Origin of the sequence: Sphingomonas sp. (assembly GCF_031380695.1) — a bacterium.
In the GTDB taxonomy this organism is placed as follows: Bacteria; Pseudomonadota; Alphaproteobacteria; order Sphingomonadales; family Sphingomonadaceae; genus Sphingomicrobium.
The window spans coordinates 1-14,444 of record NZ_JANMWY010000288.1; the positions used below are offsets into that span (position 1 = coordinate 1).

At 65.9% G+C, this 14,444-nt stretch carries 17 protein-coding genes and 1 pseudogene; 8 read left to right on the forward strand and 10 right to left on the reverse strand.

The window, feature by feature from the left end; all coding sequences use genetic code 11:
• The 5 genes and pseudogenes from RMN84_RS10390 to RMN84_RS10410 form a co-directional block, all read right to left on the reverse strand.
• Positions 1 to 302: pseudogene (locus tag RMN84_RS10390) on the reverse strand (hypothetical protein); the annotation flags it as partial.
• On the reverse strand, positions 289 to 894 hold the full coding sequence (locus RMN84_RS10395; protein ID WP_309612098.1) for a sigma-70 family RNA polymerase sigma factor: 606 nt from the start codon (positions 892 to 894) through the stop codon (positions 289 to 291). The pseudogene RMN84_RS10390 and the gene RMN84_RS10395, both read right to left, overlap by 14 nt.
• Positions 881 to 2,077 carry a CCA tRNA nucleotidyltransferase gene (locus RMN84_RS10400; protein WP_309612099.1) on the reverse strand — a complete coding sequence of 399 codons (1,197 nt, stop codon included), beginning with the start codon at positions 2,075 to 2,077 and terminating at the stop codon, positions 881 to 883. The genes RMN84_RS10395 and RMN84_RS10400 overlap by 14 nt, the downstream gene beginning before the upstream one ends.
• On the reverse strand, positions 2,068 to 2,652 hold the full coding sequence (locus RMN84_RS10405) for a CoA pyrophosphatase (RefSeq protein ID WP_309612100.1): 585 nt from the start codon (positions 2,650 to 2,652) through the stop codon (positions 2,068 to 2,070). Before RMN84_RS10405 ends, RMN84_RS10400 begins: the two co-directional genes overlap by 10 nt.
• Positions 2,649 to 3,239, reverse strand: a complete 591-nt coding sequence (locus tag RMN84_RS10410) for a DUF1285 domain-containing protein (RefSeq protein WP_309612114.1) — start codon at positions 3,237 to 3,239, stop codon at positions 2,649 to 2,651. The genes RMN84_RS10405 and RMN84_RS10410 overlap by 4 nt, the downstream gene beginning before the upstream one ends.
• An 89-nt stretch (positions 3,240 to 3,328) precedes the next feature.
• Here RMN84_RS10410 and RMN84_RS10415 point away from each other — a divergent pair, with 89 nt between their 5' ends.
• From RMN84_RS10415 to RMN84_RS10440, 6 genes are all read left to right on the forward strand, one after another.
• Positions 3,329 to 4,042 carry an SDR family oxidoreductase gene (locus RMN84_RS10415; protein WP_309612101.1) on the forward strand — a complete coding sequence of 238 codons (714 nt, stop codon included), beginning with the start codon at positions 3,329 to 3,331 and terminating at the stop codon, positions 4,040 to 4,042.
• A 9-nt stretch (positions 4,043 to 4,051) separates the two neighbouring features.
• Positions 4,052 to 4,468, forward strand: a complete 417-nt coding sequence (locus RMN84_RS10420) for a dihydroneopterin aldolase (RefSeq protein WP_309612102.1) — start codon at positions 4,052 to 4,054, stop codon at positions 4,466 to 4,468.
• A gap of 210 nt (positions 4,469 to 4,678) precedes the next feature.
• Positions 4,679 to 5,308, forward strand: a complete 630-nt coding sequence (locus RMN84_RS10425) for a TonB family protein (protein WP_309612103.1) — start codon at positions 4,679 to 4,681, stop codon at positions 5,306 to 5,308.
• Positions 5,309 to 5,356: 48 nt separating this feature from the next.
• Positions 5,357 to 6,172, forward strand: coding sequence for a MotA/TolQ/ExbB proton channel family protein (locus RMN84_RS10430; RefSeq protein ID WP_309612104.1), 816 nt, complete (start codon positions 5,357 to 5,359; stop codon positions 6,170 to 6,172).
• A 101-nt stretch (positions 6,173 to 6,273) separates the two neighbouring features.
• Positions 6,274 to 6,768 (forward strand): biopolymer transporter ExbD, encoded by a 495-nt coding sequence (locus RMN84_RS10435; RefSeq protein WP_309612105.1) that lies wholly within the window; start codon positions 6,274 to 6,276, stop codon positions 6,766 to 6,768.
• Positions 6,769 to 6,820: 52 nt separating this feature from the next.
• Positions 6,821 to 7,243 (forward strand): ExbD/TolR family protein, encoded by a 423-nt coding sequence (locus tag RMN84_RS10440; protein ID WP_405051478.1) that lies wholly within the window; start codon positions 6,821 to 6,823, stop codon positions 7,241 to 7,243.
• A gap of 109 nt (positions 7,244 to 7,352) precedes the next feature.
• On the opposite strand, the gene RMN84_RS10445 is transcribed toward RMN84_RS10440, so the two are convergent.
• Positions 7,353 to 8,129, reverse strand: coding sequence for an energy transducer TonB (locus RMN84_RS10445; protein WP_309612107.1), 777 nt, complete (start codon positions 8,127 to 8,129; stop codon positions 7,353 to 7,355).
• A gap of 64 nt (positions 8,130 to 8,193) precedes the next feature.
• A complete protein-coding gene (gene msrB, locus RMN84_RS10450) occupies positions 8,194 to 8,691 on the reverse strand; it encodes a peptide-methionine (R)-S-oxide reductase MsrB (protein ID WP_309612108.1) in 498 nt (165 codons plus the stop codon).
• Between the two features lie 154 nt (positions 8,692 to 8,845).
• Here msrB and RMN84_RS10455 point away from each other — a divergent pair, with 154 nt between their 5' ends.
• A complete protein-coding gene (locus tag RMN84_RS10455; protein ID WP_309612109.1) occupies positions 8,846 to 9,511 on the forward strand; it encodes an EF-hand domain-containing protein in 666 nt (221 codons plus the stop codon).
• A gap of 11 nt (positions 9,512 to 9,522) precedes the next feature.
• On the opposite strand, the gene RMN84_RS10460 is transcribed toward RMN84_RS10455, so the two are convergent.
• Positions 9,523 to 11,298: an ABC transporter transmembrane domain-containing protein gene (locus RMN84_RS10460; RefSeq protein ID WP_309612110.1), complete on the reverse strand. Its 1,776-nt coding sequence runs from the start codon at positions 11,296 to 11,298 to the stop codon at positions 9,523 to 9,525.
• 149 nt (positions 11,299 to 11,447) lie between these two features.
• Here RMN84_RS10460 and RMN84_RS10465 point away from each other — a divergent pair, with 149 nt between their 5' ends.
• A complete protein-coding gene (locus RMN84_RS10465; protein WP_309612111.1) occupies positions 11,448 to 12,680 on the forward strand; it encodes a polyhydroxyalkanoate depolymerase in 1,233 nt (410 codons plus the stop codon).
• Positions 12,681 to 12,689: 9 nt separating this feature from the next.
• Here RMN84_RS10465 and RMN84_RS10470 read toward each other — a convergent pair whose 3' ends face one another.
• Positions 12,690 to 13,310, reverse strand: a complete 621-nt coding sequence (locus RMN84_RS10470; protein WP_309612112.1) for a DUF4126 domain-containing protein — start codon at positions 13,308 to 13,310, stop codon at positions 12,690 to 12,692.
• A 210-nt stretch (positions 13,311 to 13,520) separates the two neighbouring features.
• A partial coding sequence (locus RMN84_RS10475; protein ID WP_309612113.1) for an acetyl-CoA C-acyltransferase occupies positions 13,521 to 14,444 on the reverse strand: 924 nt, incomplete at its 5' end.

Sequence of the window (14,444 nt, forward strand, 5' to 3'; positions counted from 1 at the left end):
GACGCGAGCGCGAGCGGACGCCAATATTTCCCAGCCGGCGACTGCGCGTTTAATTGCGGTCGGTCGAGATGGGCCTCGATCCGCTCGGCAAGGTGAGCCGGAGGGACGCGGGCGACAGTACTCGCGAACAGCGTGCCGAAATGCTCGCGCCACCGCTCGACCTCGCGCGCAAAGGCGGGTTCGGCAAGCTGGCGGCGCAGCGCGGCGGCGCGTTCATCGCCCTCGAGCAGGCCGAGCGCCAGTTCGGCAGCGGCGACGTCGGGGTCGGCGCCGGGCGGCAGAGTCGGATCAGGATTCGGCATCGAGGCAATCCTTGAGCCGGTGGAGGCCACGGCGGACCCAGCTCTTCATCGTGCCGAGCGGAACCGAATCGCGCTCGGCCAGCTCGGCATAGGTCAGGCCATCGAAGAAGGCGGTGTGGATCGCACGGCGCTGCTTGTCGTCGAGCTGGTCGAGGCACAAATGAAGGCGTGAATCCTCTTCGGAGCGAAGCAGGCGATCGACCGCCGAGGGCTGCTCGTCGGCGACGTCCGGCGCGTCGTCGAGCGACGTGGAAGGGCGATTCGCGGCCGAACGGCGCCAATCGATCGCGCGGTTGCGGGCGATGGTCGCAAGCCACGTGATCGGGCTGGCGCGGCCCGGCTCATAGGCACCCGCACGGCGCCAGATCAGGAGATAGACATCGCTCAACACATCCTCCGCGGCGCTTCGGTCCTGGCAGATACGAAGGCAGACGCCGAAAAGCTTCGCCGACGTCAGGCGATAGAGGGTGCGGAAAGCGGCGCGGTCCTCACGACCGGTCGCGACGAGCGCCTCGACCAGCGCTGCGCGGGCGGCGGGATCGGCGGTCGGGGAGGCGGGCGCGTGCACGGTGCCGAGCTTATCGCGGGTCAAGGGCGGCGGCAATGATCGGCGTGACGAGTTCGTCGAATGAGGCGCCGGTAGGGAAAGCGGCGTCGAGCCAGGCCTGTTCGATTGTGCGCAGGGTGCGGGCGACGTCGGGACCTTGCGTAATGCCGCGGGCGATGAGCGTGCCGCCCGAGATGGGCAGGCGCGGGACTGGCCAGTCGGCGATGGCGGCGGCGTCGGCGGGGCGGCTGGCGAGGAGCAAGCGGTCGATCGCGGACTCGGTGCCGAGACGATAGGCGTGAGCCTGCGCCGGGCCGAGGTCGGCCGGGTCGGCAGCGAGGGCCATGCGCTGGCGGACCTTGTTCGAGAGTTTCAGCCGGGCGGCGATCTTCTCGGCGGCAAGGGCGTCGCGGGGGAGCAGGGCGGCGAGGCGGCGCCAGCGGTCAGCGGGGATCGGGGCGGACTGCTCGGCGGCGATGAGGGCGGCGAGGCGATCGGTCGCGGGGACGTCGATCTCGGGCAGGACCGGGCGGAGGATGCCGGATTCGACCATCAAGCGGATGGTCGGTAGCGGGTCGGGGAGCGCGAGGAGCTTCGACAGTTCGTCGGCGATCCGCTCCCGCGACAGCGCCATGAGGTCGTTGGCACGGGCGGTGCAGGCGGCGAGTGCGGCCGCATCGGGCGGACCGTCGCTGAAGCGGGCGTGGAAGCGGAAGAAGCGCAGGATGCGGAGGTGATCCTCGGCGATGCGGGCGAGCGGCGCACCGATGAAGCGGACCCGTCGGGCGGCGAGGTCGGCCTCGCCCTCACCCGTCGGGTCGATGATCGTGCCGCCGAGCGGCTCGGCGTAGAGCGCGTTGATGGTGAAGTCGCGGCGCGCGGCGTCGGCGGCCCAGTCGGTGGTGAAGGCGACGGTCGCGCGGCGGCCGTCGGTGGCGACGTCGCTGCGCAGGGTGGTGACCTCGACGACCGTGCCCGATGTCACGGCGGTGACGGTGCCGTGAGCGATGCCGGTCGGGACGGCCTTGATCCGGGCAGCCGACAGCCGGGCGATGACCTCGTCAGGGAGGAGCCGGGTGGCGAGGTCGAGGTCGGCGGCGTCGAGGCCGAGCGCGAGGTCGCGGACCGCGCCGCCGACGAGTTTGGTCGCGCCGCCCTTCACGTCGAGGGCTTCGAGCAGGGTGCGCAGGCCGGGCCGGGTCAGCCAAGCCGCGGGATCTAGCTCCATTTGAGGCGACGCGAGAGGTTTACGATGATCGCCGCAGTCGCGCCCCAGATGGGCCGACCGTGCCAGTCGATCTCGATATAATTGCGCCGCCGTCCCTTGTAGTCGGCTTGGCGCGGTGCATGGTTGGCCGGGTCGAGGATGAAGGCCAGGGGCGCTTCGAACCAGTCGGTGACCTCACGCGGGTCGGGTTTGAGCGAAAGGTCGGGCGGGATCACGCCGACGACCGGGGTGATGCAGTAGTTGGTGCCGGTGCGATAGCGATCGGCGGTGCCGCAAATGGTGACGCGCGCCGGATCGAGGGCAATCTCTTCCCACGCTTCGCGCAGCGCGGTGTGGGCCGGGTCGCGGTCGTCGGGATCAACCTTGCCACCGGGGAAGGCGACCTGACCGGCGTGGGTGCGCAGATCCTCGTGGCGGACGGTGAACAGGACGCCCGGTTCGGGCCGGTCGGTGATGGCGACGAGGACAGCTGCTTCACGCGTGTCGGCGACGGACGCTTCCTCAACGTCGCCAGGCGACAGCCCTTCGGGTGCGGCGAGGGCGAGGGCGTCGGTCAGGCGGGAGATGAGGGTCATCGCTCACCTTCGACTGCTGAGTGGACGGGAACAAGCGGGAAAAAGGCGCCGTCGGACCAGATGCCGGGCGGATCGTAACCCTCGGCCAGCGCGATTTCGGCCAACTCATAATAAAGCGGCCGGCTGAGCTCGGCTTCGAGGCCATGGCGGACGAGGACCCGCGGCGACGGGCCGTGCGGCGTTTCGATCACGGTCAGCGGATGCGCCGGGCCGACGATCAGTGCGTCGGCGTGATCGAGCTCGAACGCGAGGCGACGGTCGCGGCCTTCGCCTTCGCTGGTCAAGGCGATGGCGCGGAACGGGGTCGATTCGACCGCGATGGTGAGGCGCTCGGCGGGGGTGACGAGGACGTGGCTGCCGTCGGGTTCGCGGCGCAGGACCGAGGCGAACTGGCGAACCATTGCCGGGCGCGCAATTGGATCGCCGCGATAGGTCCAGCTGCCGTCGCGGCGGATGACCATGTCGCTGTTCCCGCAATGATCGGGATGCCAGCGATCGACCGGCGGGAGCGTTCGAGCAGAAAGGACAGCGGCGAGCGCATCGAGCGACTGTCCGGTCAGGGCAACGGGCGGGCGACTCTCGGGCATATGCTTGGCTGTAGGCGCGACGGCGGGGGCGATCCAGCCTTGCGAAGGCGCGTCTTGCATGAACGGGCGGGCTGGGTCAGGGATCGGCGATGGCCAAGGCTCCACCCACCGCGATCGTCACCGGCGCGGGCAAGCGCATTGGCGCAGTAATCGCGCGGGCACTGCTCGACGACGGCTGGCGGGTGGTGACGCATGTGCGTCATCACGACGACGCGGTGGCTGACGGAGCCGTGAAAGTGGTCGCCGACCTAACCGATCCGGGCTGCGGCAAGGCGATCGTCGCGGCGGCGGGTCCGGGGCCGAGACTGCTGGTCAACAATGCGGCGCGGTTCGTCGAGGATGGGTTCGGGGCGTTTTCCGTAGACGAGTTTCATGCGCACATGGCGGTCAACGCGCGCGCGCCGGCGTTGCTGATCGAGGCGTTTGCACGGGTCGCGCCGCGCGGGTCGCTGGTGGTCAACCTGCTCGACGCGAAGCTGGCTGCGCCCAATCCCGATTTCCTGAGCTACACGCTGTCGAAGCAGGCGCTCGCCGGGTTGACCGAGCTGGCGGCGCGGGCGATGGCAGGGCAGGGGATCAGGGTCAACGCCATCGCGCCGGCGGTGATGCTCCCGTCAGGCGAACAGAGCAATTTCGCGACGGTGCACAGGCTCAACCCGCTGGGCCAAGGGGTCGGGCCGGGCGACGTGGTGCGCGCGTTACGCTATCTGATTGCGGCTGAGGCGGTCACTGGCGAGGTGATGACCATCGACGGCGGGCAGCGGTTCATGCAACTGGCGCGCGACGTGCAGTTCAAACAGTAGAGAATCGCAGTGAACGAACCATTCAAGCTCCAGGGACTCGTCCCCGACACGCTGCAAATCCGGCAGTGCAAGATCACGCTCGACCAGTTGGAAGTGATGACCGACATCGGCTTTCACGAATATGAAGTGGGCGCGCCGCAGCGCCTGCTGGTGACGGTCGAGTTGTGGCTCGATATGGCGCTTGCGCCCGCGGACGACGAGCCGGCGAGCGCCTGGAACTATGATTTTCTACGCGACGAAGTGCGCCGAACGGCATCCGCGCGGCGCTATAACCTGCAGGAAACATTGCTCCAATCGTTGTTCGACCGGTTCGCGGCCTGCCATGGCGTGACCGCCTTGCGAATTTCGAGCGTCAAGCCGGACGTCTATGCCGACGCGCACGGAGTCGGGGTGGAAATTTCCTCATTGGCGGGTCCGAGCGATTAAATCGTTTGCGCGCGTATCGGTTACGGAACAAAACTCGTTGCGCCGCCATTAAGGCTTCACTAATGAGATTCCTTGGGTCCGATGATATCTTGATACATCGGCATCCGGAGATTAGGTTCAAGGGTATAAAAAAAGCCCGTTCCGAGCGTGAGAATTTTGCGGCTAGATGAGGAGAGTTGCGGCTTAATGTCCTACGCAAATCGCAAGCAGATGAGCTCCAATCGGACCGCGTCGATTATCGTCGTGGCTTTGCTCCACGTAGTTCTTGGATGGGCGCTAGTCACTGGACTGGCCTACAACGTCGTCAAGAAGGCGGCCGAGGACCTCAAGACGTTCGACGTCAGCGAGCCGCCGCCGCCGCCCGAGGCACCGCCGCCACCGCCGCCGAAGCAGGAAGTGCTGCCGCCGCCGGTGGTTACACCGCCCGCGATCGTCAACATCGCGCCGCCGACACAGGCGGTCATTATGTCGGTTCCGACACCTCCCCCTTACATTGCGCCGATTACGAAGGTCGCGACACCGCCGCCACCGCCGCCCGTCAAGCAATCGGCAGCCCGCGCGAAAGGTAGCCTTGTCGGCCTTTTCTCCGATGACGATTACCCCAATTCGGCGCTTCAGTCGGAGCAGCAAGGTACTACTGCGGTGCAGCTCGTCATTGGGACCGACGGCAAGGTGTCCGCTTGCAATATCACCTCGTCCAGCGGTTCGTCCGCGCTCGACTCGGCGACGTGCAATGTCCTGCGGAGGCGGGCTCGCTTTTCGCCTGCGGTCGATAGTAACGGGCAGCCGACCACCGATACCTACTCACAGCGCATTACGTGGCGGATCCCTGCGAATTAACGCCGTCATCCAGATTGATCGAAGCAAGTTTCTAAAGGAAAATATCCTATGCAAAATCCAGCTCCCGCCGCTCCTGCAGCTACCGATAATCCCTATGGCCTGTTTCAGGCGCTCCACGAAGGTGGCGTGATTTCCTGGTCGGTGTTCATCATCCTGGTGCTGTTCTCGATCGGCACCTTCTACATCCTGTTCACCAAGCTTCTGCAGCAGCAGAAGATCATGACGCAGGGCAACAAGGTACGCGCAAATTTCTGGAATTCGCCCAGTCTCAAGGAAGCATCGACGAAGCTGGAAGCGCGCAGTGCCTATCGTTCGATCGTCGACGACGCGCTCATCGCGCAGGACCAGCATGGAAAGCTGACCGATCCGGTCGACCAGCATGACTGGATGGCGAACAGCCTCGCACGCTCGCAGGGCAGTATCAGCAACCGTCTCGGCGAAGGTCTTGCCTTCCTTGCGACGGTCGGTTCGACCGCGCCGTTCATCGGCCTGTTCGGCACCGTCATCGGAATCTATCGCGCGTTGATCAAGATCGGTGCGTCGGGCGATGCCTCGATCACCACCGTTGCCGGCCCGGTCGGCGAAGCGCTGATCATGACCGCGCTTGGGCTCGTTGTCGCCGTCCCGGCGGTGCTTGCCTACAACTGGCTAATCCGTCGCAACAAGTCGATCGTCGAGGATCTCGCGGCGTTCACCAACGACGTTCATGGCTATATCATGTCGGCCGGCGCGGTGAAGCCGAAGCTGGTTGGCGCTGCTCCGGCAACCAAGTCGGCCGCAGCCCCGACCCCCCGTGGCACCGAGCCGCTTCGCACCGGCATGACGGGAACGGCAGCGCAGGCTGATCCGACAACGACCCGCTAACTGTTTGCCGAGGCGGTACTCGTGCCGCCTCGGCCCTTGAATTGAGAGTGACATCAAGCCGGTTCAACCGGCTCGTCGAATAAAGTGAGGACAAGCGCCCGATGGCAATGAGTGTCAAGCAAGACGGCGACGACGAAGACGTCCCGATGTCCGACATCAATACGACGCCGCTGGTCGACGTCATGCTGGTGTTGCTGATCATCTTCCTGATCACGGTTCCGGTCGTTATCCAGACGATTCCCGTCAAGCTGCCCAGCGTCCGGTATGAAGTGACCGCGACCAAGCCCGAGAATGTCTCGCTGTCGGTCCGCGCCGCGCCCGACGGCAAGTGCGAAATCTATTGGAACCTGCAGAAAGTCGATTCGAAGCAATTGCTCGACAAGGCGGTGGCGAAGCTGAAGGCCGAGGTCGATAAGGTCGGCGGTGCGCAGAACATCACTGAGGAAAACATGCCCGAAGCGCATATCCGCGGCGACATCAACACCCCGTACCGCTGTATCGGCGGCGCAGTTTACACGATGCAGATCGCCGGCTTCGCGCGCGTCGGGTTTATTTCGCAGCCGAGCCTCGACGGCACCATCATCCCGCGGCTCTAGGCCCAGTCGACCAGGCCCAGCGCCGAAGTTTTAGGAGCACGCCACCATGGCAATGCAGACAACCGGCGACAATGCGGCCGGCGAACCGATGATGGAAATCAACACGACGCCGTTGATCGACGTCATGCTGGTTCTGATCATCATGCTGATCATCACCATCCCGCCGCAAACCCACGCGGTGAAGCTTGACCTGCCGCAGAACACGCCACCGACCGACGTGGTCGTCGATCCGATCAAGAACAAGCTGGTCATCACGGCGGCGGGACAGGTGCAGTGGAACGGGACGCCGGTCGATTTGAAGCTGCTGCGGACCTATCTCGACGTCAGCCAGCAGATGAATCCGGTCCCCGAACTTCATCTCCAGCCCGAGCCGCAAGCGCGATACGAGGTGGTCGACGAGGTGCTCGCCGTAACCAAACGGGCGCACGTCACAAAGATGGGTTTCGTCGGTAACGAATCCTACGCCAGCTTCTGACGCTACCGCCTGGCTTCGGCCCAGGCTTCACCAAGGGCGGTCCTGCAAGGGGCCGCCCTTTTGGCATTAGTTGATCGGGCGAAGATTAATCAATTTGCGTTGAAGGGGCCTAGCGGCGCTCGTCCTCGGCCGGCAGTTCCTGCTCCGGGCCGAGCTCCCAAGACTGTTCGCCGCGCACCTGGGCGGGCACCGGATTGCCCGCGGTATCGACGGCGGGGCGGTAGCGCAGGCGGCGCATGGCCAGGCGGCAGGTGGTGTCGTCGAGCGCGCGATTGCCAGAGGAACGGACGATGCGGCAGTCGCTCAACAGGCCCGTGGGCGCAACGGTGAAGGCGAACAGAACAACGCCCTGCGCGTGCGTGTTGAGTGCCGACGGGGGATAGTCGCGCTCGTCGATATTGCCGGCGAGTAGAACCGGGGGCGAGGCACGGCCACCATTGCCGCCGCCGCCATTACCATATCCTGACATCCCGCTGCCCAGCCCATTGCCGACGCCGCCGCGCCCGGTGCCGGGGCCGGGAGTCGGTGCGGCACCGGCGGCGGGAGCGCTGCCCAGGCCGGGGACGGGCGCAGCGGGGAGGGGCGGCGGGCGGAGCGGCTCGACCTTCGGCGCGACGACCTCGGTCGGGCTGTTCTTTAGCGCGGGCGGAGCGGCGGCGCCTTCGGGGTCCTTGGGCTTGCGGGTTTCGGTGCGGGTCTGTTCTGGCAGTGGCGTGATCGGCGGGGGCTGGTCGGTGAGGTTGAACAGCTTGAGTGCTTCGTCGGCGCGCGGGATGACCTTGTAGCCGAGCGAGGTGACCAGCGCCCAGCCCAGCGCGAGGTGGATGATTGCCACCAGCACGGCCGAACGGACCCGGTCCTTGCGGTCGGTGATACTGCGCCTCATGTCATCTGCAATGGGGAAGGGGCGGGAAGAGTTCCAGTCTCGAGACGATCCGTTCGCGCTTTCGTCAGGCCGGGCGGAACGTCAGAGCGAGGCCGTTCATGCAATAGCGCAGACCGGTCGGCTTTGGCCCGTCGTCGAAGACATGGCCGAGGTGACCGCCACAGCGGCGGCAATGGACCTCGTCGCGCTCGACGCCCAGGCTGCGATCGGTGCTTTGCGCGACGGCCCTGGGCAAAGGCTGCCAGAAGCTGGGCCAGCCGGTGCCGCTTTCGAACTTGGTCGCCGACGAAAAGTTGGGCAGGGCGCAGCCGGCGCAGGCGAAGGTGCCGCGCCGATGCTCCTTGTTGAGCAGGCTGGTGTAGGGCGTTTCGGTACCAGCCTCGCGCAGGATGTTGTAGCGCTGCGGGCCGAGCTGCTTCTTCCAGTCGGCGGGCGACTTGCGGACTTCGAAATTGCCGGCGGCGACGGCGGCTCGGCTGCAGCCGGTCGTGCTCAGCAGCACCGCGCTGCCGATGCCGGTGGCAATGGTGACGAAGAAGCCGCGGCGGTCGGTGTCGTGCATGATTGTCTCCGAAGGGCGCTCGCGATTCGCGTGCCATGACAGGTATACGCCCGGGCAGCTGAACCGGATGCAACAGGCGAGGCGCAAGCTGGGGCTGGACAGCAACCGTCAATCTCTGCTGTGCCAGTGATGCGCGCGATGCGGGAGAATGACGATGCGGACAGGATGGTTGCTGCTGGGACTGGCGGGGTCGGCATCCTCGGCGCAAGTGACGCCCGCAAAGCCGGTCGTTCCGACGTCACGATCGGTCGACGAGCAAGTGTTCATTGCGCCATCGGGCAAGCCGTTCCGCGCAGGCATGGGCTCAGCCTATCCGGTCGCAAGCTGGTTTGCGGAGGCCGATCGCAACCATGACGGCAAGATCAGCGAGAGCGAGTTTGCGGTCGATTTTGGCGATTTTTTTGCTTCGCTCGACACGGACCACGACGGGGTGCTGAGGCCCGACGAAGTCCAGCGCTATGAGCGTAACGTGGCCCCCGAGGTCCAAAGTTTTGGCGGTGCCGGAGCGCGCCATTATTATGAAAATTCTGGTGGTGGCGGCGATGGCGAGGGTTCCGCCTCGGTCGGCAGGAGCACCGAGATCGAAAGCGACCTCAAGACCGACCGGCCGTCGGGCGGCGGGCGGTTTGGGCTGATCAACATTCCCGAGCCGGTCGCGGGGATGGACATCGACTTCAACGGCGCGGTCAACCGCAACGAAATGCTTGGCGCGGCGCGCCGCCGGTTCCGGCTGCTCGATCCGGACGGGAAGGGGTCGCTGGCGCTAAGCGATCTGCCGAAGAGCTGGGCGCAGCTGCACCCGCGCCGGGGCAAGCGCTGAAGTAACGAGCGCTAAGCCGCCAGACCGTCGAACTGGAGTGCCGCCAGGCGCGCGTAAAGGCCGCCCTGGCTCGTCAGCACGGCGTGGGTGCCTTGTTCGACGATGCGGCCCGCGTCCATCACGACGATGCGGTCGGCGGCGCGGACGGTGGCGAGGCGGTGGGCAATGACGATCGTCGTGCGATGCTCCATCAAGCGGTCGAGCGCGTCCTGGACTTGGGCCTCACTTTCGGCATCCAACGCCGAGGTGGCTTCGTCGAGCAGGAGCAGCGGTGCATCGCGGAGCAGGGCGCGGGCGATGGCGATGCGCTGGCGCTGGCCGCCCGACAGGCGCGCGCCGGCTTCACCCATGAAGGTGTCGAGGCCGTCGGGGAGCGCGCGGAGAAAGCTCTCGGCGTTGGCATCGCGGGCGGCGGTCCACAACTCGTCGTCGCTCGCGTCCCAGCGGCCATAGCGGAGGTTATCGCGCGCCGAGGCGGCGAACATCACGGTTTCCTGCGGCACCATGGCGATGCGGGCGCGGACGTCGGCCGGGTCGGCGGCCGTGAGATCGACACCATCGAGGGTGATGCGGCCGGCCTGCGGATCGTAGAAGCGCTGGGCGAGCTGGAACAAGGTCGTCTTGCCGGCGCCCGACGGGCCGACCACCGCGAGCCGCTCGCGCGGGGCGACGGCGAGGGTGAAGCGATCGAGTGCCGAGACTTCGGGGCGGGTCGGATAGCGGAAGGTGACGTCCTCGAACGCCAGCGCCCCGCGCGCGGGGTCAGGCAGGGGAATGGGTGAAGCGGGCGCGCGGATCTCGGGCTCGGCGCAGAGCAGTTCGTTCAGTCGCTCCGACGCGCCCGCCGCGCGTAGCAGGTCGCCGTAAGTTTCGCTGAGCGCGCCGAACGCGCCGGCGAGCAGCCCGCCGTAAAGCACGAAAGCGGCAATCGTCCCCCCCGTCATGCGGCCCGCGGCGACGTCGACCGCGCCCTGCCAGATGACGAGGATGATCGCGGTGAACATCAGGAAGATGATGATCGCGGTCATTACGGCGCGCAGCATCATGCGCTTCTTGGCCGTCGAAAACACGTTTTCGACGGCGGCACCGAAGCGACCGGTTTCGCGCGGTTCCTGGCCGAACGCCTGGACGATCTTCATCGCGCCGAGCACTTCGCTGGTTACGGCACCGACGTCGGCGATGCGGTCTTGCGACCGGGTCGACACGGCGCGGACCTTGCGGCCGAGGATGATGATTGGTTCGACGATCAGCGGGATGCCAAGCAGCATCATGCCGGCAAGCTTGGCCGAGAGGATGAACAGCACGACGATGCAAGCGACCCCCATGACGAGGTTGCGCAACGCAACTGAGACGGTGGTGCCGACAACCTGTTCGATGATCGTCGTGTCGACCGTCAGGCGGCTGGTGATCTCGGCCGGGCGATTCTCCTCGAAGAAGCCGGGGGAGAGGCGCAGCAGGTTGCGGTGCACGGCAAGGCGGATGTCGGCAACGGTCCGCTCGCCGAGCCACGAGACGAAATAGAAGCGGGTGGCGGTCGACAGCGCCATCACCACGACGAGCAGCAGCAGATACTCGAACCAGCGAGCGATGTCGCCCGTACCGCCGCTGCTGAACCCCTTGTCGATGATTAGCTTGAACGCCCATGGCACGCCCGACGTCGCGGCGGCGGCGACGATCAGCGCCAGCGCGGCGGCGGCGATTCGCGCCGGATAGCGACTGGCGAAGCGCCAGATCATGCCGAGACTGGAGATGCTGCGGCCGCGGGGGCGCGCGCTGTTGATGGCCATGGGCCTGCGACTAGCAGCAGCCGGCGGATCGCTCAACGTGGGTACTGTGCAGTGCATCATTGTCATGTGCAGGTGCGAAGGAAGCGCTTGCCGACGGAGCCTTTCAGGCGCAGACCCCGATGCTCGGAGTGACAGATCAAGGATCGTGAATGCTGTACGACGCCTATGAGATGCAAAGGTCGCTGCTCTCCGGAGCCAGCAGAATGGCCGGGATGGGTGCCGACTGGCTCAATAATCCCGCCAACCCAATGTCCTATTCGAAGATGGGGCCGCTGGTCGCCGCCAGCCTGGGCGTGTTCGCCCATGCCTCGGCGACCTACGGCAAGCCCGAGTTCGGCTTCACCGAGGCGATGATCGGCAAGAAGCGGGTCGCGGTCGAGGAAGAGATCGCGGTGCGCCTGCCGTTCGGACAACTCAAGCATTTCGCGAAGGATGTCGTCGGCCAGCAACAACCGCCGCTGCTGATCGTGGCGCCGATGTCGGGCCATTATGCCACGCTGCTGCGTGGTACGGTCGAACGGATGCTGCCGAAACACGACGTCTTCATCACCGACTGGCGCGACGCCAAGCTGGTTCCGCTCAGCGACGGCAGCTTCGACCTCGACGATTATATCGATTATCTGATCACCTTCTGCGACACGATCCAAACGCAGACCGGACAGCGGCCGCACATGCTGGCGGTGTGCCAGCCATCGGTCCCGGCGCTGGCGGCGACCGCAGTGATGAACGCCGACAAACATCCGTCGCGACCGTTGACGCTGACGATGATGGGCGGGCCGGTCGACACGCGCGAGGCGCCGACGGCGGTCAATACGCTGGCGACGCAGCGGCCGCACAGCTGGTTCCAGCGCAACGTGATCGCAACGATCCCGATGATGTATCCGGGCGCGGGGCGGAAGGTTTATCCCGGCTTCCTGCAACTTGCCGGCTTCATGACGATGAACCTGGGCAGCCACATGGTCAGCCATTTCGAGCTGTTCAAGCATCTCGTCGAGGGCGACGACGAGAACGCGGATTCGACCCGGGCGTTCTACGACGAATATCGCTCGGTGTGCGACATGACGGCCGAATTCTATTTGCAGACGATCGACGTGGTGTTCCAGAAGCACGCACTGCCCAAGGGCGAGATGCTGCATCGCGGGCGGCTAGTCGACGTCGGCGCGATCAAGGATACGGCGCTGCTGGCGATCGAGGGCGAGCGCGACGATATTTCTGGTGTTGGCCAGACCAAGGCGGCGCTCGGACTGGCAAAGAAACTGCCGCCGGCGAAGAAGAAATATCTGCTGGCCGAGGGCGTCGGCCATTACGGCATCTTCAACGGCCGCAAGTGGCGCGAGCAAATTGCCCCGGTGGTCGAGGATTTTATCGCCAGTAACGGTTAAGGCTTCGCCTTAGCTAGGCGTGATATTCTTCATCGGTCGCTTGCGCGGGACCGCGTTGAACAGGCCCTTGAGGAAGCGCCGCGCCTTGTAGAATAGCCAGCCACTGCCGAGTACGACCACGCCGGCGACGATCGCCGCGAGGACCGGGTTAGCGATCGCCATCGCCATCAGCCCGGTGGCGACGACGTCCTCGCCGGCCGAGACGACGATGTTCGAATAGGGTTCGGGGCTGGCATTGACCAGTGCCCGCGCGCCGGCCTTGCCGGTGTGGGCAACGAGCGCTGCGCCGCCACCGAGCAGGAAGCTAAGCGCCTGCCAGGTGGGGTTGCCACTGTCGACGATCGCCAGAGCGAGCAGCGCGCCGCCGAGCGGGCGGATGAAGGCGTGCACCGCATCCCATGCGCTATCAACGAACTGAACCTTGTCGGCGAAAAATTCGGCAAGCGTGCCGATTCCGGCGGCACCGATCACCCACCAATTGGCGAGGATGTCGAGCTGATGGAGGTTCGCGGGCAGGGCGATCCAGCCGAAATGCATGGCGAGGCCGGTGACGAAGGTCACGAGGTAGAGGCGCCAGCCGGCGAGGAGCGAGGTCGATGCGGCGAGCGCGATGAGTTCGGTCGGATTCATTCGCTTCCCTTGCCCGGACGGACAGCAAAAAGATGGAGGATCGAGTCGGCCAACGCAAGCGACAGCGGTCTGTGCGCGGCAAAGCCGTCATGGGAATAAAATCCCATGACGTCGATCCTGTCCCGGCAGACCGGGCAGGGCGGCCGACCTCTCCTGTCTCTCGCCTGAGTCCGGTGCCTCGCTTTGCGTGTCGGCGAAAGAGGCTCGGCGCTACAGGACCTCGAACAATCCCGCCGCGCCCATGCCGCCGCCGACACACATCGTCACGACGACGTGCTTGACGCCGCGACGCTTGCCTTCCAGCAAGGCGTGGCCGGTGAGGCGCGCGCCGCTCATGCCATAAGGGTGGCCGATCGAGATGGCGCCGCCGTTGACGTTGAGCTTGTCCATCGGGATGCCGAGCGTGTCGGCGCAGTAGAGTACCTGCACCGCGAACGCTTCGTTGAGCTCCCACAAGCCGATGTCGGCGACCTGGAGACCGAAGCGCTTGAGCAGGCGGGGGACCGCGTAGACCGGGCCGATGCCCATTTCGTCGGGCTCGGTGCCGGCGACGGCCATGCCGAGGTAGCGGCCGAGCGGGGTCAGGCCGCGTTGCTGAGCCATGTCGCTGGTCATGACGACGCAGGCGGAGGCACCGTCACTGAGTTGCGACGCGTTGCCGGCGGTGATGATATTGTCGGCGGCACCACGTACGGGCTGGAGCTTCTGGAGATCGGCGAGGGTAGTCGACGGACGATTGCCCTCGTCCTTGTCGATCGTAACCTCATGCATCGAGACCGCGCCGGTCTCCTTGTCCTTGACGCCCATCGTCGCGGTGACGGGGATGATTTCGTCGGCGAACACGCCGCTGGCCTGTGCGGCGGCGGTGCGCTGCTGTGACTGGAGGGCATACTCGTCACACCGCTCGCGGCTGACGCCGTAGCGGTTGCCGACGACTTCGGCGGTGTCGATCATCGGCATGTATACGCCGTTGTGCATCGCCAGCAGATCGGGATCGGCGCCAACGCGCATCTCGCCGGTCTGGACCAGGCTGACGCTCTCGACCCCGCCCGCGACGCACACGTCCATGCGATCGACGATGACCTGTTTGGCGGCGGTCGCGATGGCGACCAGGCCCGAAGCGCATTGGCGATC